The 18,800-nt window shown below is 67.5% G+C and carries 21 protein-coding genes and 1 pseudogene; 9 read left to right on the top strand and 13 right to left on the bottom strand.

The window, feature by feature from the left end; genetic code table 11:
* Positions 1–23: 23 nt before the first annotated feature.
* The 7 genes from C5O79_RS27375 to C5O79_RS27345 form a co-directional block, all read right to left on the bottom strand.
* Positions 24–608, bottom strand: a complete 585-nt coding sequence (locus tag C5O79_RS27375; RefSeq protein WP_046548298.1) for a nucleotidyltransferase family protein — start codon at positions 606–608, stop codon at positions 24–26.
* 103 nt (positions 609–711) lie between these two features.
* Positions 712–1,431 (bottom strand): M15 family metallopeptidase, encoded by a 720-nt coding sequence (locus C5O79_RS27370; protein WP_063794569.1) that lies wholly within the window; start codon positions 1,429–1,431, stop codon positions 712–714.
* Between the two features lie 128 nt (positions 1,432–1,559).
* Positions 1,560–1,955 carry a type II toxin-antitoxin system VapC family toxin gene (locus tag C5O79_RS27365; protein WP_047851020.1) on the bottom strand — a complete coding sequence of 132 codons (396 nt, stop codon included), beginning with the start codon at positions 1,953–1,955 and terminating at the stop codon, positions 1,560–1,562.
* Complete coding sequence (locus C5O79_RS27360; protein ID WP_010089452.1) at positions 1,952–2,191, bottom strand: type II toxin-antitoxin system Phd/YefM family antitoxin; 240 nt, start codon at positions 2,189–2,191, stop codon at positions 1,952–1,954. The genes C5O79_RS27365 and C5O79_RS27360 overlap by 4 nt, the downstream gene beginning before the upstream one ends.
* A 97-nt stretch (positions 2,192–2,288) precedes the next feature.
* Positions 2,289–2,972 carry a Fe2+-dependent dioxygenase gene (locus tag C5O79_RS27355; protein ID WP_122476343.1) on the bottom strand — a complete coding sequence of 228 codons (684 nt, stop codon included), beginning with the start codon at positions 2,970–2,972 and terminating at the stop codon, positions 2,289–2,291.
* Positions 2,969–3,748 carry a tetratricopeptide repeat protein gene (locus C5O79_RS27350; RefSeq protein ID WP_122476341.1) on the bottom strand — a complete coding sequence of 260 codons (780 nt, stop codon included), beginning with the start codon at positions 3,746–3,748 and terminating at the stop codon, positions 2,969–2,971. Before C5O79_RS27350 ends, C5O79_RS27355 begins: the two co-directional genes overlap by 4 nt.
* Positions 3,749–3,751: 3 nt before the next feature.
* Positions 3,752–5,995, bottom strand: coding sequence for a TonB-dependent siderophore receptor (locus tag C5O79_RS27345; RefSeq protein WP_131931900.1), 2,244 nt, complete (start codon positions 5,993–5,995; stop codon positions 3,752–3,754).
* A 311-nt stretch (positions 5,996–6,306) separates the two neighbouring features.
* Between C5O79_RS27345 and C5O79_RS27340 the strand changes: the two genes are divergently transcribed.
* Both C5O79_RS27340 and C5O79_RS27335 read left to right on the top strand, forming a co-directional pair.
* Positions 6,307–6,546 carry an Arc family DNA-binding protein gene (locus C5O79_RS27340; RefSeq protein ID WP_046548594.1) on the top strand — a complete coding sequence of 80 codons (240 nt, stop codon included), beginning with the start codon at positions 6,307–6,309 and terminating at the stop codon, positions 6,544–6,546.
* Positions 6,543–6,962: a type II toxin-antitoxin system VapC family toxin gene (locus C5O79_RS27335; protein ID WP_046548294.1), complete on the top strand. Its 420-nt coding sequence runs from the start codon at positions 6,543–6,545 to the stop codon at positions 6,960–6,962. Before C5O79_RS27340 ends, C5O79_RS27335 begins: the two co-directional genes overlap by 4 nt.
* Positions 6,963–7,078: 116 nt before the next feature.
* Here the strand turns inward: C5O79_RS27335 and C5O79_RS27330 are convergent, their stop codons facing one another.
* Positions 7,079–8,374 (bottom strand): aspartate carbamoyltransferase, encoded by a 1,296-nt coding sequence (locus tag C5O79_RS27330; RefSeq protein ID WP_039360985.1) that lies wholly within the window; start codon positions 8,372–8,374, stop codon positions 7,079–7,081.
* A gap of 233 nt (positions 8,375–8,607) precedes the next feature.
* Between C5O79_RS27330 and C5O79_RS27325 the strand changes: the two genes are divergently transcribed.
* Positions 8,608–8,742, top strand: coding sequence for an entericidin A/B family lipoprotein (locus tag C5O79_RS27325; RefSeq protein ID WP_006485835.1), 135 nt, complete (start codon positions 8,608–8,610; stop codon positions 8,740–8,742).
* A gap of 99 nt (positions 8,743–8,841) precedes the next feature.
* Here C5O79_RS27325 and C5O79_RS27320 read toward each other — a convergent pair whose 3' ends face one another.
* The 3 genes from C5O79_RS27320 to C5O79_RS27310 all read right to left on the bottom strand — a co-directional run bounded on the left by C5O79_RS27320 (position 8,842) and on the right by C5O79_RS27310 (position 11,557).
* Positions 8,842–9,390, bottom strand: a complete 549-nt coding sequence (locus C5O79_RS27320; RefSeq protein WP_122476339.1) for a permease — start codon at positions 9,388–9,390, stop codon at positions 8,842–8,844.
* Between the two features lie 208 nt (positions 9,391–9,598).
* Complete coding sequence (locus C5O79_RS27315) at positions 9,599–10,567, bottom strand: DMT family transporter (RefSeq protein WP_047849667.1); 969 nt, start codon at positions 10,565–10,567, stop codon at positions 9,599–9,601.
* Positions 10,568–10,762: 195 nt separating this feature from the next.
* Positions 10,763–11,557, bottom strand: a complete 795-nt coding sequence (locus tag C5O79_RS27310) for an AraC family transcriptional regulator (RefSeq protein ID WP_047849668.1) — start codon at positions 11,555–11,557, stop codon at positions 10,763–10,765.
* Positions 11,558–11,727: 170 nt separating this feature from the next.
* On the opposite strand from C5O79_RS27310, the gene C5O79_RS27305 reads away from it, so the two are divergent.
* Both C5O79_RS27305 and C5O79_RS27300 read left to right on the top strand, forming a co-directional pair.
* Complete coding sequence (locus C5O79_RS27305; protein ID WP_046548593.1) at positions 11,728–12,561, top strand: molybdenum cofactor biosynthesis F family protein; 834 nt, start codon at positions 11,728–11,730, stop codon at positions 12,559–12,561.
* Positions 12,558–13,367: an SDR family oxidoreductase gene (locus C5O79_RS27300; protein WP_047849669.1), complete on the top strand. Its 810-nt coding sequence runs from the start codon at positions 12,558–12,560 to the stop codon at positions 13,365–13,367. The genes C5O79_RS27305 and C5O79_RS27300 overlap by 4 nt, the downstream gene beginning before the upstream one ends.
* 103 nt (positions 13,368–13,470) lie before the next feature.
* On the opposite strand, the gene C5O79_RS27295 is transcribed toward C5O79_RS27300, so the two are convergent.
* Together C5O79_RS27295 and C5O79_RS27290 are read right to left on the bottom strand one after the other, a co-directional pair.
* Complete coding sequence (locus tag C5O79_RS27295) at positions 13,471–13,953, bottom strand: cupin domain-containing protein (RefSeq protein ID WP_046548289.1); 483 nt, start codon at positions 13,951–13,953, stop codon at positions 13,471–13,473.
* Between the two features lie 356 nt (positions 13,954–14,309).
* Entirely contained in the window at positions 14,310–15,002 is a 693-nt protein-coding gene (locus C5O79_RS27290; RefSeq protein ID WP_046548288.1) for a dihydrodipicolinate reductase, read from the bottom strand.
* Positions 15,003–15,212: 210 nt separating this feature from the next.
* On the opposite strand from C5O79_RS27290, the pseudogene C5O79_RS27285 reads away from it, so the two are divergent.
* The 4 genes and pseudogenes from C5O79_RS27285 to creC form a co-directional block, all read left to right on the top strand.
* A pseudogene (locus C5O79_RS27285) lies at positions 15,213–15,698 on the top strand (sterol desaturase family protein); the annotation flags it as partial.
* Between the two features lie 106 nt (positions 15,699–15,804).
* On the top strand, positions 15,805–16,518 hold the full coding sequence (locus C5O79_RS27280; RefSeq protein WP_046548287.1) for an SDR family NAD(P)-dependent oxidoreductase: 714 nt from the start codon (positions 15,805–15,807) through the stop codon (positions 16,516–16,518).
* Between the two features lie 85 nt (positions 16,519–16,603).
* Complete coding sequence (gene creB, locus C5O79_RS27275; RefSeq protein WP_122476335.1) at positions 16,604–17,308, top strand: two-component system response regulator CreB; 705 nt, start codon at positions 16,604–16,606, stop codon at positions 17,306–17,308.
* 15 nt (positions 17,309–17,323) lie between these two features.
* Positions 17,324–18,775: a two-component system sensor histidine kinase CreC gene (gene creC, locus C5O79_RS27270; RefSeq protein ID WP_047849670.1), complete on the top strand. Its 1,452-nt coding sequence runs from the start codon at positions 17,324–17,326 to the stop codon at positions 18,773–18,775.
* The last annotated feature ends 25 nt before the right edge of the window (positions 18,776–18,800 follow it).

The following is an 18,800-nucleotide window of genomic DNA, read 5'->3' as shown; positions in this document are numbered from 1 at the left end:
TCGCGCGCCCGGTGGGATCCCGGTCAGCGCAAATCCGCCGGTGTATCGACGTCGCGCACGATGCCGGGATCGTCGACGTCGAGCAGCCTGACCGGCGCGCTGGCGAACAGCGCACGGGCGCCCGTGTCGCCGTCGAGCGCGGCGAGCGCATCGAAATGGTGCGCGGCGAATCCGACCGGATGGCCGCGCACGCCCCGATGCGCGGGTGCGACGATCGATGCGTTATCGGCTTCGAGCGCGCGCGTGACCGTTTCGTAGGTGGAGGCGGCGATCCAAGGCATGTCGCCGAGCGCGACGAGCCAGCCGTTCGCGTCGGGCGTCGCGCGTACGCCGGCCGCGAGGCTCGCGCCCATGCCGCGCATCGCGTCGGGCGCATAGACGACGTGGCAGCCGGCTTCGTTCAGCAGCATCGCGAGTTTTTCGGCACCGGGACGCACGACGGCGATCACGTCGGCCGTGGCCGCCGCGAGACGGCGGGCGGCCGCGACCGCAACCGGCGTGCCGTCGGGAAGCAGCGCGAGCAGCTTGCTGTGCAGGCCGCTCGGGTCGAAGCGCTGACCGAGGCCGCCCGCGAGGAGGACGCCGGTGGCGAGTGACGCATAGGACATCGGCGCGGGGGAGAGTGTTGCAGGTGCTGCGATTGTGCGGGAGCGGGCAGGGATCGACAAGTGAGGATGTTACCGAGGCGCGCGCGTTTCGTCGGAAAGAATGTCAGCGCGCGGCTTCGTCGAGCATGTTTTCCTCGACGGAGCCGTAGAGGGCGTGCGATTGATCGTGCATCACGGCCCAATAGCGGTCACCGAACGACCAATGCCACCATTCCGACGGGTAATTGGTGAGGCCGGCGCTCGTCAGCGCGGTGATCAGTACCTCGCGGTTGCGGGCGGCTGCGCGACTGACGAACGGGTTGTGCGTGTAGCACGCACCGGATGATTCCTGGTCGGTGGCGTTCATGACGCAGCCCATGTCGAGCTCGATGTCTTCCGCCGAGATCAGCGTCAGGTCGACGGCTGCGCCCGTTGGATGCGCGGCGACTTCCGGCGGCGCGACGTGGTGGCTCGTCAATGCGATCAGCGTGGCTTCGTCCGGAAGCGGATTCAGCGTGCGGCGCAGATGCGCGAGGTGCGCGGAGAAGGAGTCGCGCTGCAGGGCCAGCGGGCGATAGCCCTCCTTGACGTACAGGCGCAGGCCGTCGGGCAACGTATGCGCGGCGGCGATCAGCCGGTCCGCCACGCCACGACGCACTTTCAGGAAATGGGGGCTTCTGCTCGCGATGTCGCGGCGGCCGAGATCGACGGCAATGCGCGCATGGAAACCTGCGAGATCGACAAACCCTTCGTGTGACTCCTGCAGGGCAATGGACCGGACAACGGGATCGGAGAGCGAAATCACGATAGTGGACGAAGTGGCGCAATGACGGTTGCGGGCCACGTCCGGCTGGCAGCAAGAAGCGGTGTTGCGCAGGGCCGGGCGCTCGCGGTTGTTTGGTCAGACGAATCGCCAATATGCCAGAGTCCGGCGGAGGATGTGTCGCGGTTCGACCCGCGGGCGGGCGACGCTTACCAGAGCGTCTTCACGTGCGCGTATGCGCGGATTTTTTCGTCGCGGGTGACGAGCGGCGCGCCGAGCCGCCGTGCGGTCGCGACGATCATGCGGTCGGCCGGATCCTTGTGGAACGTGCCGGGCAGGTCGGTGGATTTTGCGGCGATGTCGGCATCGACGGGCACGAAGCGCATGCCGTCGATCTGCGCGACTGTGGCCAGCCACGCGTCGACATCCATCGTCAGCGCGAGGCGGTCGTTGCGCACCAGCATGGCAATCTCCCACGCGGAGATTGCCGATGCGGCGAGCGCGCCTTCACTCCGAGCGCGATCGATCGCGTTTCTCGCTTTCTTGTTGAGTGACGGATCGCCCGCCACCCACCACACCAACGCATGTGTATCCAGCACGATCACCGCGACGCCTCCCAATCATCTTCCGCAATCGGATCGAGAGGATTGTCGTAGCGCATGACCGAGCCGCGCAATATGTCCAACGGCTGAGCCTCGCGCGCGCGATAAGGGCGGATTTCGAGCGTCGGCTTGCCGTGATCGGTGACGATCAGGCTTTCGCCTGACGCCTCGACGAGCCGGAAGTATTCGAGTGCGCGAGCCTTGAACTCGGATTTCGAAACGGGAGCGTGCGGCATCATGATATGAGCATGGTCATTTGACGATGGTCATTTTAGTCATGGATTCCGGCGTGATGCAAGCGCAGGGAGCACGGCCGGGTAGCGCTGCCCGTTCCCGCTACGCATCCGCCCACTTCCTCAACAGGTTGTGATAAATCCCCGTCAACGAAATGACCATGGGATCCTTCGCCCCTTTCTCTGCGGAAAGCGCCTGAATCTGCGTATCGAGCTGGAACAGCAGCGTGCGGTCGGCGTCGTCGCGCACCATGCTCTGGATCCAGAAGAACGACGCGACGCGCTCGCCGTGCGTCACGGGCGTGACGTGATGCAGGCTCGAGGCCGGATACAGCACGAGGTCGCCCGCCGGCAGCTTCGCGCGATGGGTGCCGTACGTATCCTCGACGCACAGCTCGCCGCCCTCGTACGCATCGGGTTCTTCGAGAAACAGCGTCGCCGACAGGTCGCTGCGCACGCGGAAGTCCGTGCCGCGGAGCAGCCGGATCGCGTTGTCGACGTGCGTGCCGAACGTCTCGCCACCTTCGTAGCGATTGAACAGCGGCGGAAACACCTTGAGCGGCAACGCCGCCGAGAAGAACAGCGGATGGCGTGCGAGCGCGTCCTGGATCGCGTCGCCCACCGCGCGTGCGGCCGGCGCGCCTTCCGGCAATTGGCGATTGCGTTTCGCGAGCGCCGACTGCGTACCGGACGTCGCATTGCCGTCGACCCACTCGGCCGCATCGAGCAGTTCGCGACATTGCGCGACCTGCGCTTTCGTCAGTACGCCGGGGACGTGAAGCATCATGATAGGGATTCCATACAGTGCGTCTGAGGCTGCGGCCGTGGTGGCGTTTGCAATTCCAGCGCCGCCGCACGAAACGCATCGATCGGCGACGATGCGAGATACGCACGCATTTTCGCGACGAACGCGGGAGTAGCGGTGGCCGGCACGCGCGCAAGCCACGCAAGCGCTTCGTCGATGCGCCCGCCTTCGGCGAGCAGCCGCGCATAGTTGAACTGGCCGCGAAAATCGCCGGCTTCGGCCGCACGGCGATAGTGGTCGAACGCGGCGTCGCGATCGACCGGTACGACCCAGCCGTCCTCGTAGAACCCGCCGATCAGGTTGATCGATTTCGCATGGCCGAGTGCGGCCGCGCGCCGGAACCAGTCGAGCGCATCGGCGCGATTCTCGTCGATGCCGTTGCCGAGCGCGAGCGCCGTCGCGTAGTTGTACATGCCCCAGTCGAGCCCCGCCTGCGCGGCGAGCCGGTACCAGTACACGGCGACCGGCGCGCACGCGGCCGTGCCCCAGCCGAACTCGTAGCAGCGGCCGAGCATGTTCATCGCCATCGCGTGGCCGGCGCGCGCCGCGTGCCGGAACCAGTTGAACGCGGCCGCCGGATCGCGCGCGACGCCATGTCCGTCGAGCAGGTATTGCCCGTAGACGGCTTGCGCATCGACGATGCCGTTGTCGGCCGCCGCCGCGACCCACGCGGCGGCGCGCTCGGGCGGCCCGGCCAGGATGTCGGCGAACTCGCGCGGCGAAACCGACGCGAGCGCCTTCAGCGACACGGCCTCCATCGATCAGTAGCGCGCGTTCAGCGTGACGAACGCCGAGCGGCCCGGCGCGATCGACGCGTAGTGCGCCGGATACGCCTGGTCGAAGTAGGTGCGGTTGAACAGGTTGTTCACGTTCAGCTGCAGGTCGAGCTTCTTGTTGATGCGGTACTGCGCCATCGCATCGAAGCGCCAGTACGACGGCACGGCGTGGCGGTTCGCGGGATCGCCGAACACCTGCGACATGTAGAAGGCGCCGCCGCCGACGGTGAATTTCGGCGTCACGTCGTAGTTCGACCACATCGTGAAGCTGTGCTTCGGCGTGTTCGGGAAACGGTTGCCGTTGTTCGCCGTGTCCTTGCCGTTGTCGCGCAGCTCGCTCTTCATGTACGTATAGCCGCCGAACAGCTGCCACTGCTTCGTGATCTGGCCCGCGACGCCGAGCTCGAGACCCTGCACGCGCTTGTTGCCGACCATCGCGTACTGGTTGTTCGGCAGCGTCACGCGCGCATTCGTCGTGTCGATCTGGAACAGCGCGGCGGTCAGCGCGAGCTTGTCGTTCAGCACGTTCCACTTCGTGCCGAGCTCGATGCTGCGGTTCTTTTCCGGCGCCAGCTGGTCGGCGTTCGAGCCGACACCGCCGCGCCCCGGCGTGAGCGACTGCGTTTCGCTGCCTTCGCCGAGCATCATGCCGGCCGGGGTCGACGACGTCGCGTACGACGCATAGATGCTGCCGTTCTGCGCCGGTTTGAACACGAGGCCGGCCTGCCAGTTCACGAGCGTGTCGTCACGCGTGGTGGTCTTGCCGCCGTTGGCCTTGGTGTCGGTGAAGCGGGTCGAATAGTCGTCGACGCGCACGCCGCCGTTGACCTGCCAGCGCGGCGTGATCTCGATCGTGTCGAAGCCGTAGATCGACTTCGTCACGGTGCGCGCATGCGCATAGTCGTTGTTGCGCGTGATCGAGCCGGCCCACGGGTCGTTCGGGTTCGGCGACCACAGGCTCGTGCAGTTGTAGCCCGACGCCGCGCCGATGCCGTTCTGGCAGATCTTGCCGTTCGCGGCGGCGACGTTGTACGTGTCGCGTTTGCCCCATTCGCGCGACAGCTCGATGCCGGTCGTGAAGCTGTGCTTGAACGGGCCGGTACGGAATTCGCCGAACAGCTCGGTCTGGTTCGCGATGCTGTTGATCGCGCTGTTGCGGGTGTTCGCGCGCCGCCAGACCTTGCCGTTGACCACGTTGCCCTGGCTGTCGTCGGGCTGCGTCCAGATGTAGTCCTGCGTCGATTCCGTATAGCGCGTGGTGTTGCGGATCGTCAGCGACGACGTGATGTCGTGCTCGATCTTCAGCGTGCTGATGTCCGACGTCGTCTTGCGGAAATCGCGGTTGGTCAGGCCGTAGAAGTTGTGGCGGTCGACTGGCGCCGGGCCGTCGGTGGCGACGCCTTTCGGGAGGTTGAAGCCGTAGTAGTACGGGATGCCGCCGTCGGGCAGGTCGTCCGTCGACAGGTGGTAGTAGCTCGCGACGACGCGCGTCGACGTGCCGAGGCCGAACGCGATCGACGGCGCGACGCCCCAGCGCCCGTTGTTCACCGCGTCGCGGCCGGCGACGTCGTTGTTGTGGCTCATCAGGTTCAGGCGGAACGCGGCGTGATCGGCGAATTGCCAGTTGCCGTCGGCCGTGAAGCGGCGATAGCGGTCGGTGCCGAGGCCCGCGCTCGCGGCGGCGGTGGTGCCGAGGTGCGGGGCCTTCGTGATCAGGTTGATGCTGCCGCCCGCGCCGCCGCGGCCGCCGTAAGCGCCGTCGGAACCCTTGGTGATCTCGATACGCTCGGTGTTGAAGATCTCGCGCGTCGTCGCGCCGGTGTCGCGCATGCCGTCGACGAACATGCTGCCCTGCGTGTCGTAGCCGCGGATGAACGGGCGATCGCCGAGCGGATTGCCGCCTTCACCGGCGCCGAACGTGATGCCGGGCACGGTGCGCAGCGCTTCGGTCAGCGTCGACGCGCCGCTGTTCTGGATCAGTTCCTGCGGAATCACGGTGACGGATTTCGGCGTGTCGACGAGCGGCGCGGTGAATTTCGCGGAAGCGGAGAAGTCGGCCTTGTAGCTGTGCTCGGCCTTGCCCTGGACTTCGATCGGCGCGAGATGGCCTTCGGTTCCGGCCGCGGCGGGCTGCGGCGTGCCGTCCGCCGCGAAGGCCGGGCTTGCGGCGAGCACGCTGCACAGGGTCGTGAATTTACCGAGCTTCAGCTCGTCGGGACGTGACTTCATGGTGCGCTTCGACCTCGCGGTGTGGCCCCGGGGGCGGTGCACTGCGAAAATGTGCATGCCGCCGGGAATTATTACGATTTGTTTTCAGGCGGCATTCTATGTAATTTTTTGTTGAATGAGAAGCGTTCTTGTTAACGTTGGTCGGGAAAGTGTTAATCAATGTGGCGGGGTGGTTCGAGCAGGGCCGATGGCCGATCGGCCAGGTGTGACGGGCTTGTCAGGCGGGTTAGAGTGGTTCTGTCGCGGATCACCCGCCATGACATCAAGGTGCTAATATGACAGCATTGAAAGCAAATGTGGTGAGGTGCATCATGCCCGTGATTACTGTTCGAAATTTGCCCGATGAAGTGCACCGCGCGCTCCGAATTCGTGCGGCGCAGCATGGGCGTAGCACTGAAGCCGAGGTGCGTGACATCCTGGAGCAGGCCGTTCTGCCGGGCGGCCGGCTGAAGCTGGGAACGCTGCTGGCTGAAATCGGACGGGAGGCGGGCGGCGTCGAATTCGACGTTCGGCGCGACAAGACGCTAACCGACCCGATGAGCTTCGAATGATCCTTGTTGATACGAACGTGATGTCCGAGCCGCTGCGGCGTGAGCCGAGCGCGGCCGTGATCGAGTGGCTCGATGCCCAGAACGTCGAAACGTTGTTTCTTGCTGCGATCAGTCTTGGCGAAATGCGCTTCGGCGTGGCGGCGCTCCCGGAAGGGCGCAGGCGCGACTGGCTTCACCACAGCATCGAGCAACGCGTCGTGCCGCTGTTTCGCGGCAGGATTCTGCCGTTCGACGATGCGGCGAGCAAAGCGTATGCGAGCATTCGAGCGCGTGCGCGTGCCTCGGGCAGTACGATCGCGCCTGCAGATGTCTTTATTGCCGCGACGGCCGAGGCGAACGGATTGATCATTGCGACGCGCGACGTTGCGCCATTCGAGGCTGTCGGCCTGCGGGTGATTGATCCATGGGCGTCGTAGCGGTCATTCGATCGTCCGTTCGCCGCGCGAGAAAAAATAAAGCGCGTCGGGTAGCCCCGCGCGCTTTCTGTTGAATCGGGCGGCGCCCGATATGGGCGCCCTCGGTCGTTCCGGTTTCAATCCACCCCGTGAAACACCGCGTCCTCCGGCCCGAGATACGCCGGCGGGCGCCACGTCGCGTCGCGCATCGAATGCTGGACGAGGTTCTCGACGCCGAGCAGCACCGCGAAAATCGCCATCCGTACCGGAATGCCGTTGTCGGTCTGGCGGAAGATCGCGAGGCGCGGGTCGCGGTTCAGGTCGACCGACAGGTCGTTCGCGCCGGGCCGGCTGTCGCGCGGCAGCGGGTGCATGATCAGCGTGTCCGGCTTGCACACCGAATCGACGAGCGCCTGGTTGATCTGGAAATCCGGCGTGTAGCCTTCGAACGATTCGTCGGTGAAGCGCTCCTTCTGGATCCGCGTCGCATAGACGACGTCCGCGCCGCGCAGCCCGGCCGCGAGATCGGTCGTCTGCTCGATCACATGGCCGTTCGTCGCGATCTGGTCGACGATGTAGGCCGGCATCTCGAGCGTCGGCGGCGACACGAGCGTGAACTTGAGCCCGCGGTACAGCGCGAGCAGCTTGACGAGGGAGTGCACCGTGCGGCCGTACTTGAGGTCGCCGACCAGCGCGATGTGCGCGCCGTCCACGATCTTGCCGAGCCGCGAGAACTCGCGCTGGATCGTATAGAGATCCAGCAGCGCCTGGCTCGGGTGCTCGCCGGGGCCGTCACCGCCGTTGATCACGGGCAGGTTGGTTGCGCGCGCGAACTCGGCCACCGAGCCTTTCTCCGGATGGCGGATCACGAGCGCGTCGACATAGCCGGCCATCACGCGGCTCGTGTCGTAGATCGATTCGCCCTTGGCCATCGACGAGAACGTGAAGCCCGTCGTGTCGCATACCGAACCGCCGAGCCGGCAGAAAGCGGCGCCGAACGACACGCGCGTACGCGTGCTGGCCTCGAAGAACAGGTTGCCGAGCACCGCGCCTTCCAGCACGCGCGAAATCTTGTGGCGGCGCGCGATCGGCTGCATCACGTCGGCTACGCGAAACAGCGCCTCGACCGATTCCCGCGAGAACTGGTCGACCGACAGCAGTTGCGGCTTGCCCTCGAAAAAGAACTGCTTGGCGAGCCCCTGATTATCTACGCTTTGCGTATATCCTCCGCCCTCCGGTACCGAGCGCTCGACGATTTCCGACACGAAGCGTTCGACGATCTCGGGCATCCCGCGCGATTCCTGCGAGTCGTCGGGCAGCAGCCAGGTATCCAGCGCACGCCGGCTGACGCCGATGCGGCTGGCGAACGCTTCGCGCGTCATGTTGAGGCGGCGCATGGCGTCGCGGAGGAAGGCTTGCTGGGGAACGGTCATCGGCGGCTCCTGACGAGAAATATACGCGGTGCGTATATTAGTTCCTGGCGTGTTGAAGTCAAGGGAAATCTGCGCGAACCGGCTGTGTGGCCCGCCTGACAGGCGGCGGGTTCGTACTGGCGCGCGGCGGCCGTCTCCGTATAATCAGGTCAGGCCCCGTGCCCGGCGTCTTGCCGGACGCGACGCCGCAAACGCTTCGCCCGTCGGGCTTGTTGATTCCAAGGAGAATGAGAATGACGCGTACGATTGCTGCAATGCTGCTGGTGGTGACCGCCGCGCTTGCCGGTTGCAACACGGTTGCCGGTGTGGGGCAGGACATTTCGAAGGGCGGCCAGGCGATCAGCGATTCGGCTGAAAAGGCCAAGTAAGCCGAGCGGTTCCGGAATGCAGAAGGCGCCGGGCCGTCCCGCTACTGCGGGGCGGTCCGGCGCCTTTTTTCTTGCGGCCGGCGCTCGATGCCGGTGACGTCAGGCGTGCTCGACGAACGCGTAACGGCCTTCGACCTTGCGCGGCGTGAACCAGCCGTAGTCGGGGAACAGGCGGTTGCGGACGAACCAGACATAGCCCACCAGCAGGACCGTGATCGCGAGGCTCGGCAGCGCGCTCGACGGATCGCGTCCGAGCTCGGCGATGGTCTTCGGCAACTGCAGCAGCGACAGCAGGATGAACGCGTGGTACGCACCGACACGATGGGTCGCAAAGCCCCAGATGAACAGCAGCGACAGCGGTACGGTCAGCGCGAGGAATACCAGCACGAGGCCGTTGCCGGCGCCGGTGGCGAAGAAGTAGTACGCGAGCACGAGGCTGATCGCGAGCTGGGCGATGCCGAGCGCGACCAGGATCCGGATGTGCAGCTTGTTCTTGCGGCCGCGTTCGGGATCGGGGCGTGACGCGATCAGGTGAGCGAGCACGCGATCCTTGAGTCCTTGTCCGGACAGTTCGGCCAATGCGTCGGCCTTCCTCGTTCCCGCGGACAGCAGCACCGCGATTCTTGTTTTGGCTTCCTTCCTGTTCATTGCGTGGCGGATTGTCGTTCGATGGTTGTCAATGGTCCCGGCCACGCGAATATTGCATCTTGCGGGGTGGTGCGCAACGGTTTTGCGGTGCGCGGACACATTCCTACAGTTGCCGGCTGCATGGCGGGAATGCAGGAGGCGACAGGTTATACGGCGGGGCGGAGCCGCTGTCGTTTCCGCAACGATGCAACGACGCGATGCGCGCGAGTCAGTCGGTGGCTGTTTGCGCGGCGGGCGCGGGGCGGGACGGTCGATCCGGATTCGCCGGGTGCGTATTGCGTGCTTCGGCTGGCGGTTCGCGTCGCCGCGTCGCGCCGACGACCATACCGGCGACGACGAGCGCGATACCTGCGACACGCGTGCCGCTGAGCGTTTCGCCGAACAGCGCGACCGCGAACAGCACGGCCGAGACCGGCGCGACCGCCGTGAACAGCGCGGCCTCGGTGCCGCTCGTGCGCGCCGAGCCCGCATACCAGCACAGATAGCCGAGCACGGTCGGCACCAGCGCGTAGTAGGCGATCGCCGACACGGAGCCGACAGTCCAGCCGGTTGCCACCGCGCGCCATTCGAACGCGGCCGGCACGAGGGCGAGCACGAAGCCGAGGCCGGACATCGCGGTGGATAGCGCCAGCGGCGGCAACGGCGCGGCCAGTCGCCGGTTGAGCAGGATGAATACGGCTTCGCAGGCGACGGCGGCCAGCACCAGCGCATCGCCGGCGAGCGTGCGGAGCGACGGCAGGGCCTGGCCGGGCGCGAACGTGACGAACAGCACGCCGGCCGTTGCGAGCGCGGCGGCCACCCAGTCGCGCGGCGTTTGCCGCTCGCGCAGCACGACGGCCGCGATCAGCGTCGACATCGCGGGCAGCGTGCCGAGCATCACGCCCGCATCGAGTGGCGACGACAGCTTCGTGCCGCAGATCAGCAGCACCGTATAACCGACGCCGCCCGCCGCCGCCTGAATGACGAGCAGCACGGCGTCGCGCGTGGAGATGCGTGGCCAGCGCATGCGCTGCGCACGCATCAGCGCGAACAGCAGCGGTGTCGCGATCAGGAAGCGCAGCGCCGTGGCCGCGAACGGCGGCAGGCCGCCGGCCGCGAGACGGCTCGCGATGACGGTGCTGCCGACGCCCGCCATTGCGGCGGCGAGATAGAGATAGCCGATCAGTCGTGTCTTCATGCGCTGCATCGTCGCGTACGGCGGCCGCGCGCGTCTTGAACGAAATTGCAGCGGGCGCGGGCGTGTCGAATACGGAGCGCGCGACTCGGCATGCTTGTGCGACAGGGGCGGGCGACAGTCGCCACAGCTGTCGATGTGGGCGCAGCCTTCGAAGTCGGTAGGTTGGGCGGCGGCCCCCGCGGGTTGGCAGCGATGTCAAACGGCCTGCGTGAACCGCCCCGGCGTGATCCCGAATTGGCGCGCGAATGCACGCGTCAGGTGGCTCTGGTCGGCGAAGCCGGCTTCGGCCGCGGCATCGGCGATCGGCAGGCCGCTGGCCAGCAGCGCGCGCGCCAGCCGCGCACGCGACTGGATCAGGTACGCGTGCGGCGTGATGCCGAGCTCGCGGGCAAACCCGCGCAGCAACTGGAAGCGGCTGATGCCGCTCAGGCTGGCCAGCTCGGCGAGTGAAACGGGCACGGCCGGCGCTGCGTCGAGCCGCTCCCGGGCGAGGCGGATCGCCGGTGCGACGCCCGCCGGCGGCAGCGTGCGGTTCGCGTGCCGGGCAAGCAGCCCGGCGACGAGCATCACGAGCGCTTCGTCGCGGGCGAGCGGCTGGGACTCTCCCGCGACGATACGCGCATGCAGCCGGCCGACCGAGGCTGCGAGTCGCGTATCGCGCACCGCCGGATGCGCCAGTTCGACGCCGCCGAGGCCTTCTTCCGCCGCGACGCCCGCGACCAGCGCGGGTGCGAGGTACAGCATCCGCCAGCGCCGCCCCGTGCCGGCCTCGATCGGCGAGCCGTCGTGCATCTCGCCCGGGTTGGCCATGATCGCGTCGCCGGCCAGTGCATCGACTTGCCCGCGGCCGCTCCATGACCGGTGCGCGCCGCTGACGATCACGCCGACCCCGAATTCGTCGTGCGCGTGGCGCGGAAATGCACGGTCGGATTCGAGGCTGATTGCCTCGATGCCTTCGTCGGTCCGTCGGTAATGGGTGACGCGGTGCATGTGCGCTCCTCGCGCCGGGCGCGGCGCGGATGTCGTGCACTTTAGCGCGTTCCGGCGCCGCGCGCCCTTCATCCTTTTGGCCGATACCGCGCGGCGCGCGCAGCCCGCACCATGTGCACATGAGCAGCGTACACGGCCCGCCGGGCCTGAAGCTGCGCGGGAGACAGCAGGTGGAACGACACGATCCGGTATTCATTCAGGTTGGCGCGCTCGCGGACGGCTTCGCGCCGGAAGCGAACATCCTCGCATCCGTCGACGGGCTCGCCGGGCGGGCACTCGCGCTCGGCGACGCATCGGGTGCGTGGCGCGTCTATACGTTCGAGCCCGGCGCACTGCAATGGCGCGATGCGGCGACCGACGCGGGCGGCCGCGAGCCGTGCCGCGTGACGCGGCTGCGCGACGGGCTGTACTTCGTCGACTACATCGATTCGGCCGCCCGCGCGACGTCGGTCAGTCTCGTGATCGATCTCGACAACGGCGTATGGACGTCGGTCGTCGGTACGCTGCCGACCGAAGCCGACACGCGCATCGACGCGTTCACACGGGTGGCGCGCGGGCTGCCGCTGACGGGCGTCGAGGCCGAGTTCCGGCACGGCACACTCGGCGGCCACACGCAGCCGGGGCCGTTGCACGGTGCCACGCGCGAGCTGATCGGCAAGCGGACGATGTATCGCTATAGCCCGACCGAATGCTACGAGCACATCTACCTGAACGAGAACTTCTACGCGTGGCAGTGCCTGCAGGGTGTCGAAGGCGGCCTGGCCGATGTCGACCGCTGTCATTACTTCAGGATTGCGGACGAACTGTATCTCTTCGTGTGGCGCGAAAAGGTGGTGCCGACGCTCGGCGTCGTCCTGATCGACCTCGCGCAGCGCAAGACCGACGGCAAGATCTTCGGCTACCAGGGCGGCGATTTCGGCTCGCTGTCGAACTTCCCCGTCGGCGCGCACGCGCAGGTGCTGAACGAAACCGTGCATCCGCTCGGCGGCGAGGCGCAGCGATGAATGCCGTGCCGGGCAGCGGCCGCTTGCGGGCGGATTTCAGCGGGCGCGTCGTGCTCGTCACGGGTGCCGCGCAGGGGATCGGCGCGGCGATCGCACGCCGATTCGCGGAATCCGATGCGTTCGTCGCGCTTGCCGACCTGAACGGCGAGGCCGCCGCCGCGCAGGCCGACGCGCTCGCGAGCACGGGCGGCGACGCGCGTGCCTATCGGGTGGATGCCGCGAGCCGCGATGAACTGGGCGCGCTGGTCGCGGCGGTCGAGCGCGACGGCGGGCGGCTCGATGTCGTCATCCACAATGCCGCCTATTTTCCGCTGACGCCGTTCACTCAGATCGACGAGCCGACGCTCGACCGGACGCTGTCGGTCAACCTGTCGGCGCTGTTCTGGCTCGCGCAGGCTGCGTTGCCGGCATTCGAGCGCGCGGGAGCGGGGCGGTTGCTCGTCACGTCGTCGGTGACGGGGCCGCGCGTCGTGTATCCAGGGCTCGCGCACTACGCGGCGTCGAAGGCCGGCGTGAACGGCTTCATTCGCGCCGCGGCGCTGGAACTCGCGCGTCGCAACGTGACGGTCAACGGCGTCGAGCCGGGCATGATCCGCACGCCGGCGGCCGGCAATCTCGGCGACGCGTCGGTCGCCACACAGATCGCGCGCGACATTCCGCTTGCGCGGATGGGCGAGCCGGAAGACATCGCGAACGCGATGCTGTTTCTCGCCTCGGCGGATGCCGCGTACATCACCGGGCAGACGATCGTCGTCGACGGCGGCGCGACGTTGCCCGAGAGCGGGGTGGTGCTTGGCGCTGAGTGACGGCGGGCCGGGTAACGACCGGCGCGGCGGGGTGGTCCCGGTGGCACGCCGCGAGCTTGTGCAGCGGGCTTGGCGGGTTTCGCCGGGCGAATCTGCGCAGGCGTCAGTCCGGCCTCCCGTCATGGTCCCCGAGCGGCCTGTCGGGCCAGTCCACCCAGCGGTCCGCGCGGGTCAGTTCATACGCCTCGTTCTTCGGATAGCGGATGCGGTTGTCGTCGCGCGGACGCTCGCCGATCACCATCAGCCTGACCTCGTCCTTCGTGTTGTTGATGAAGGTGTGGCAGATGCCGGTGCCTGCCGGAAACGCAACGGAATCGCCTTCGGCAACAGGGTGAAGCACGCCGTCGATCCAGACGTCGGGCTTGCCCTCGAGCACGTACACGAATTCCTGCTCGGTGCTTTCGGCATGCGGATAGGACGTCCGTCGGCCCGGCAGAAGCCTCACGTGATGAATGCCGATGCGCGTGATGCCCAGCGCGGCGGAAAGCGGTGCGTCCAGCGCCATCGGCTCGGTGTCGCCGCGATAGCAATGCGCTTCCGGTTCTTCGAGTTCGGTCCAGTGCTTGATGAAATCGGGGCGGGTCATCGATTGCGCTCCTGTCGGGGGGGGGGCGAGGGGAGTGGTTCAGGCGCCGACGTTGGCAGTGGCTCGCGTCCCGTCTCGGCGAATGAACCTCGGCCGATAACTTACCAGCGAATGCGGCAGGACGATTGCTCGTCGAATTTCCCGAGCGGTCGTGGCGGCGAAGCCGGCTGGCGTGATTTTGCACGCCGCCCATGCGGGACGTCAGGCGCGGTCGGCGAAATTCATGGCGGCCCTGATGCCACGGAGCGGGCGATCGACGACATCCACGGAAGTCGGCACCGCTCCTCTGCTTGCGTTGCGCAAAAGACGTCTGCGACGCGCGATGCACGCGTGCCGGCCGCCGCGCATCGCCATGGCTACAGCCAGCCGTTGCGGATGAACTCGACGATCGAATAGCGGCGGTGCTCGAGATCGTGCTGCCGAACGGCGTCGACGATGCGCGACACACCGTCCGCGTAAGGGGTCGCGCCCACCACGCGCGATTCGAACTGCAGGCTGCACGCGCCGTCGTCGATGCGGATCCGGTGAATCGCGTGGCGGCCGAGCTGATCGTCGGCGACCGCGAATTCGCTGCGCTGCACGTCCGGGTCGCGCACGGAGCGGATGTCTTCCGGCCGCACACCGAGCGACTGGCCGATCCCGACGGCCGTGCCGGGGACGGACGTCTTGCCGGCCTGATGCGACTCCGTCAGGCTGATCCGGCAGTCGTGAAACAGGTGGCCGCTGGTTTCCAGCATGCTCATGAACTTGAGCATCAGGATGTTCGTGTTCGGACACAGCACGACCGGGAAAGCATGCGAGCCGGTTTCGAGCTCGGAGCCGGTCGACAGTTCGACGAGTGGCGAGCCGGTGGCCTCGCAGAATGCGATCACGGCGGGGAGTTCGCGGCCGGAACCGGCGTGCACGACGATCGTTCGGGCGTCGCTGCGTTGCGCATCGCTGCGCGCGCTGTCCGACCAGGGGATCACGCGGCAGGTTGCCGGGTCGAGCCGGTGCGCGTCGAGCAGTTCGCTGGCCAGCTTGCCGGTTCCTACGACGAGTACTTGCATGAAATTGACGAATTGAAGTTCAGGATTCGGGACCGGACATGATGCGGGCCGCCGGGTGGTCCGGCACGGCGCGCGGCGCGTGGCGCCGGACCAGCCTCGCGCATTATGCCCGGCCGCCCGTCTGCGTGCGCGTCGGGCCTCGCAGGCGGCGGCCCGGTGCGTCAGCTGGCTGATATCGTCGGCAGCCACGCATTTGCCGCGTTCTGCGCCGCGATGTTCTTCACGCCGCTCGTGTGGCTCGGCGTGCTTCCGGAAGCCGTGCTCGCGATCCTGTCGTTCAACCGGATGTACCAGTTCTGGCTGCACAACACCTGGATGCCGAAGCTCGGTTGGCTCGAATACGTGTTCAACACGCCGTCCGCGCACCGCGTGCACCATGCGTCGAACCTCGACTATCTCGATGCGAACTACGGCGGCGTACTGGCCGTGTTCGACCGGCTGTTCGGCACCTATGTCGCCGAGCGCGCCGATGAGCCGTGCCGCTTCGGCCTCGTCACGCCGACCCGCTCGCGCAACCCGTTCGTCGTCGAGCTCGAGCACTGGGCGAGCCTTGCCCGCGACGTCGCAACCGCCCGCGACGTGTGGAGCGCGATCCGCTTCGTGTTGCTGCCGCCGGGCTGGCGCCCCGACAATCAGGGCGAAACGACGGAAGAACTGCGCCGTCGCAGCCTCGTCGCCGTGCGCACGGATGCGTGAACGGCGCTACCCTGTGGCACATTGCCGGTCGGGCACGCATGCCGCGGCCGGCATCGCTCATGCAACACGCATCACCAAGCAACCCTCGATCCAGGAGAAAACATCGATGGAACACGATCTCAAAGGCAAGGCAGTCGCGATCACCGGCGGATTCGGCCATCTGGGCGTCGCGACGGCCGCGTGGCTCGGCGCGCGCGGCGCGCGCGTCGCGCTGATCGGCCGCGGTGCGGCCCCGGCGGTGCAGGCACTGCCCGGCGTGCCGGCCGACGCGCTGCGCATCGGCGGCATCGATCTCGTCGATCCGCAGGCCGCCGCGCAGGCGCTCGATACCGTGCAACGTGAATTCGGCCGAGTCGATGCGCTGCTGAACATCGCGGGCGCGTTCGTATGGCAGACGATCGCCGACGGCGATGCCGCCACGTGGGACCGCATGTACGAACTGAACGTGAAGACCGCGCTGAACGCATCGAAGGCCGCGCTGCCGCACCTGCTGGCGAACCCGGCCGGGCGCATCGTCAACATCGGCGCGGGCGCGGCGTTCAAGGCCGGCACGGGGATGGGCGCATACGCGGCGGCAAAGGCCGGCGTCGCGCGGCTCACCGAGGCGCTGGCGGCCGAACTGCTCGACCGCGGCGTGACGGTGAACGCGATCCTGCCGAGCATCATCGATACGCCGCCGAACCGAGCCGACATGCCGGACGCGGATTTCACGCGCTGGGTGAAGCCGGAGCAGATCGCGGCGACGATCGGCTTCCTGCTGTCGACCGATGCGCAGGCGATCACCGGCGCGTCGATTCCGGTGACCGGCCGCGTGGCATAGCGCGGCGGGGCAAGGGCAGGGGCGCGCACCGCGGCCGGCCGTGCGTACAATGTCGCACCGGATTGCGCGAGCCCAGCCTGAGACCATGCATCAGCCCACTATCCTGATCGTCGAAGATGAAGTGGCGATTGCGGACACGATCATCTACGCCCTCGGCACCGACGGCATGCAGACCGTCCACTGCACGCTCGGCCAGGCGGCGCTCGACCACCTGCGCGACACGCGCTTCGATCTCGTCGTGCTCGACGTCGGCCTGCCGGATCTCAGCGGCTTCGAGGTGTGCCGGCGGCTGCGCACGTTCTCCGATATACCGGTGATCTTCCTCACCGCGCGGCACGATGAAATCGACCGGATCGTCGGGCTCGAGATCGGCGCCGACGATTACGTGATCAAGCCGTTTTCGCCGCGCGAACTGGCGGCGCGGGTGCGCGTGATCCTGCGGCGCTTCTACCGCACGGCCGCGCCCGAAGCGACACCCGTACCCGTGCCGGCTGCGACCATCGCACCGGGCTTCACGCTCGACACCGACGGCGCGCGCGTATCGTGGCTCGGCCACGCACTGGACCTCACGCGCTACGAATTCGGGCTGCTGGCGCTGCTGGTCCGGCATCCGGGGCGCATTTACTCGCGCGAACAACTGATGGACCTCGTGTGGCACGAGGCATTCGACTCGGCCGACCGCACGGTCGACACGCACGTCAAGACGTTGCGCGCGAAGCTGCGCGCGATCGACCCCGAACGCGACCCGATCCGCACGCATCGCGGGATGGGCTATTCGCTGCAATCGTAACGACCGGCACCGTCCATGCATATCGGCCTGCGCATCTTCTTCGGCTTTTTCCTGATCGTCGGCCTGGCTGCCCTGATCACGCTGCGCGTGTTCGTGCAGGAGGTGAAGCCGGGCGTGCGCGAGGCGATGGAGGACACGCTCGTCGATACCGCGCAAGTGCTCGCGACGCTGGCCGCCGACGACATGGCGAACGGCCGCATCGCCGACGGCGCTTTCGCGCGGCAGCTTTCGAACCTGCACGAACGCCCGGTCAGCGCGAACGTGTGGGGCGTGCAGAAGAACGCGATCGGCTACCGTCTCTACATCACCGACGCGCACGGCATCGTGCGCTACGACTCGTCCGGCCGCGCGGTCGGGCAGGACTATTCGCGCTGGAACGACGTGTACCGGACGCTGCGCGGCGAGTACGGCGCGCGCAGCACACGCAGCGATCCGAACGACGACAGCAGCACCGTGATGCACGTGGCGGCGCCGATCCGGCACGGCAACGCGATCATCGGCGTGCTGACGATCGCGAAGCCGAACCAGACGGTCGCGCCGTTCATCGCGCGCAGCCAGCGCAAGATCATGCTGTACGGCGCATTGCTGATGGGCGGCGCGATCCTGATCGGCGTCGCGTGCACGTGGTGGCTGGTGGTCGGGCTGCGGCGCCTGCAGCGCTATGCGCGCGCGATTGCGGCAGGAGAGCGGGCCGACATGCCGCTGCAGGGCGCGAGCGAACTGGCCGAACTCGGGCGCGCGGTGGAGAGCATGCATCAGCGGCTGGAGGACCGGCAGTACGTCGAGACCTACATCCACACGCTCACGCACGAGATGAAGAGCCCGCTGGCGGCAATCAGCGGCGCGGCCGAACTGTTGCAGGAAGACATGCCGGTGGCGAACCGGCGGCGCTTCACCGAGAACATCCGTCGCCAGGCCGGCCGCCTCGAACAGATGATCCGCAAGCTGCTCGCGCTCGCGGAAGTCGAGCAGAAGCAGCGCCTGTCGGTGCGCGAACCGGTCGCGCTGCGGCCGGTGCTCGAACAGCTCGTCGACGACATCGAGCCGCGCGCGCGGCAGCGCGGCGTCAGCCTCGCGATCGACGCACGCGACGCGGCCGACCCGGCGGTCGTCGAAGGCGATCCGTTCCTGCTGCGCCAGGCGCTCGGCAACCTGCTCGACAACGCGCTGGACTTCGCGCCGCAGGGCAGCACGATCCGCATCGCGCTCGAACGGCAGCCGGCGGGCAAGGCGCACGCCGCGGTCGTGCGCGTGGCCGACGACGGCCCCGGCGTGCCCGACTACGCACTGGCGCGCGTGTTCGAGCGCTTCTATTCGCTGCCGCGTCCCGACGGCCAGGATCGCAGCACGGGCCTGGGGCTGTGTTTCGTCCGCGAGGTCGCGATGCTGCACCGTGGCCAGGTCTCGCTCGCGAACCGCGACGAAGGCGGCGCGTGCGCGACGCTTACGCTGCCGTCGGCGGGCTGAGCGCGCTTCACGCTCGCCACACATT

Source organism: Burkholderia sp. SRS-25 (assembly GCF_004343765.1).
Taxonomy (GTDB): domain Bacteria; phylum Pseudomonadota; class Gammaproteobacteria; order Burkholderiales; family Burkholderiaceae; genus Burkholderia; species Burkholderia contaminans.
Note: the sequence above shows the minus strand (reverse complement) of the source record. Positions and strands in the feature narration are given on the sequence as shown.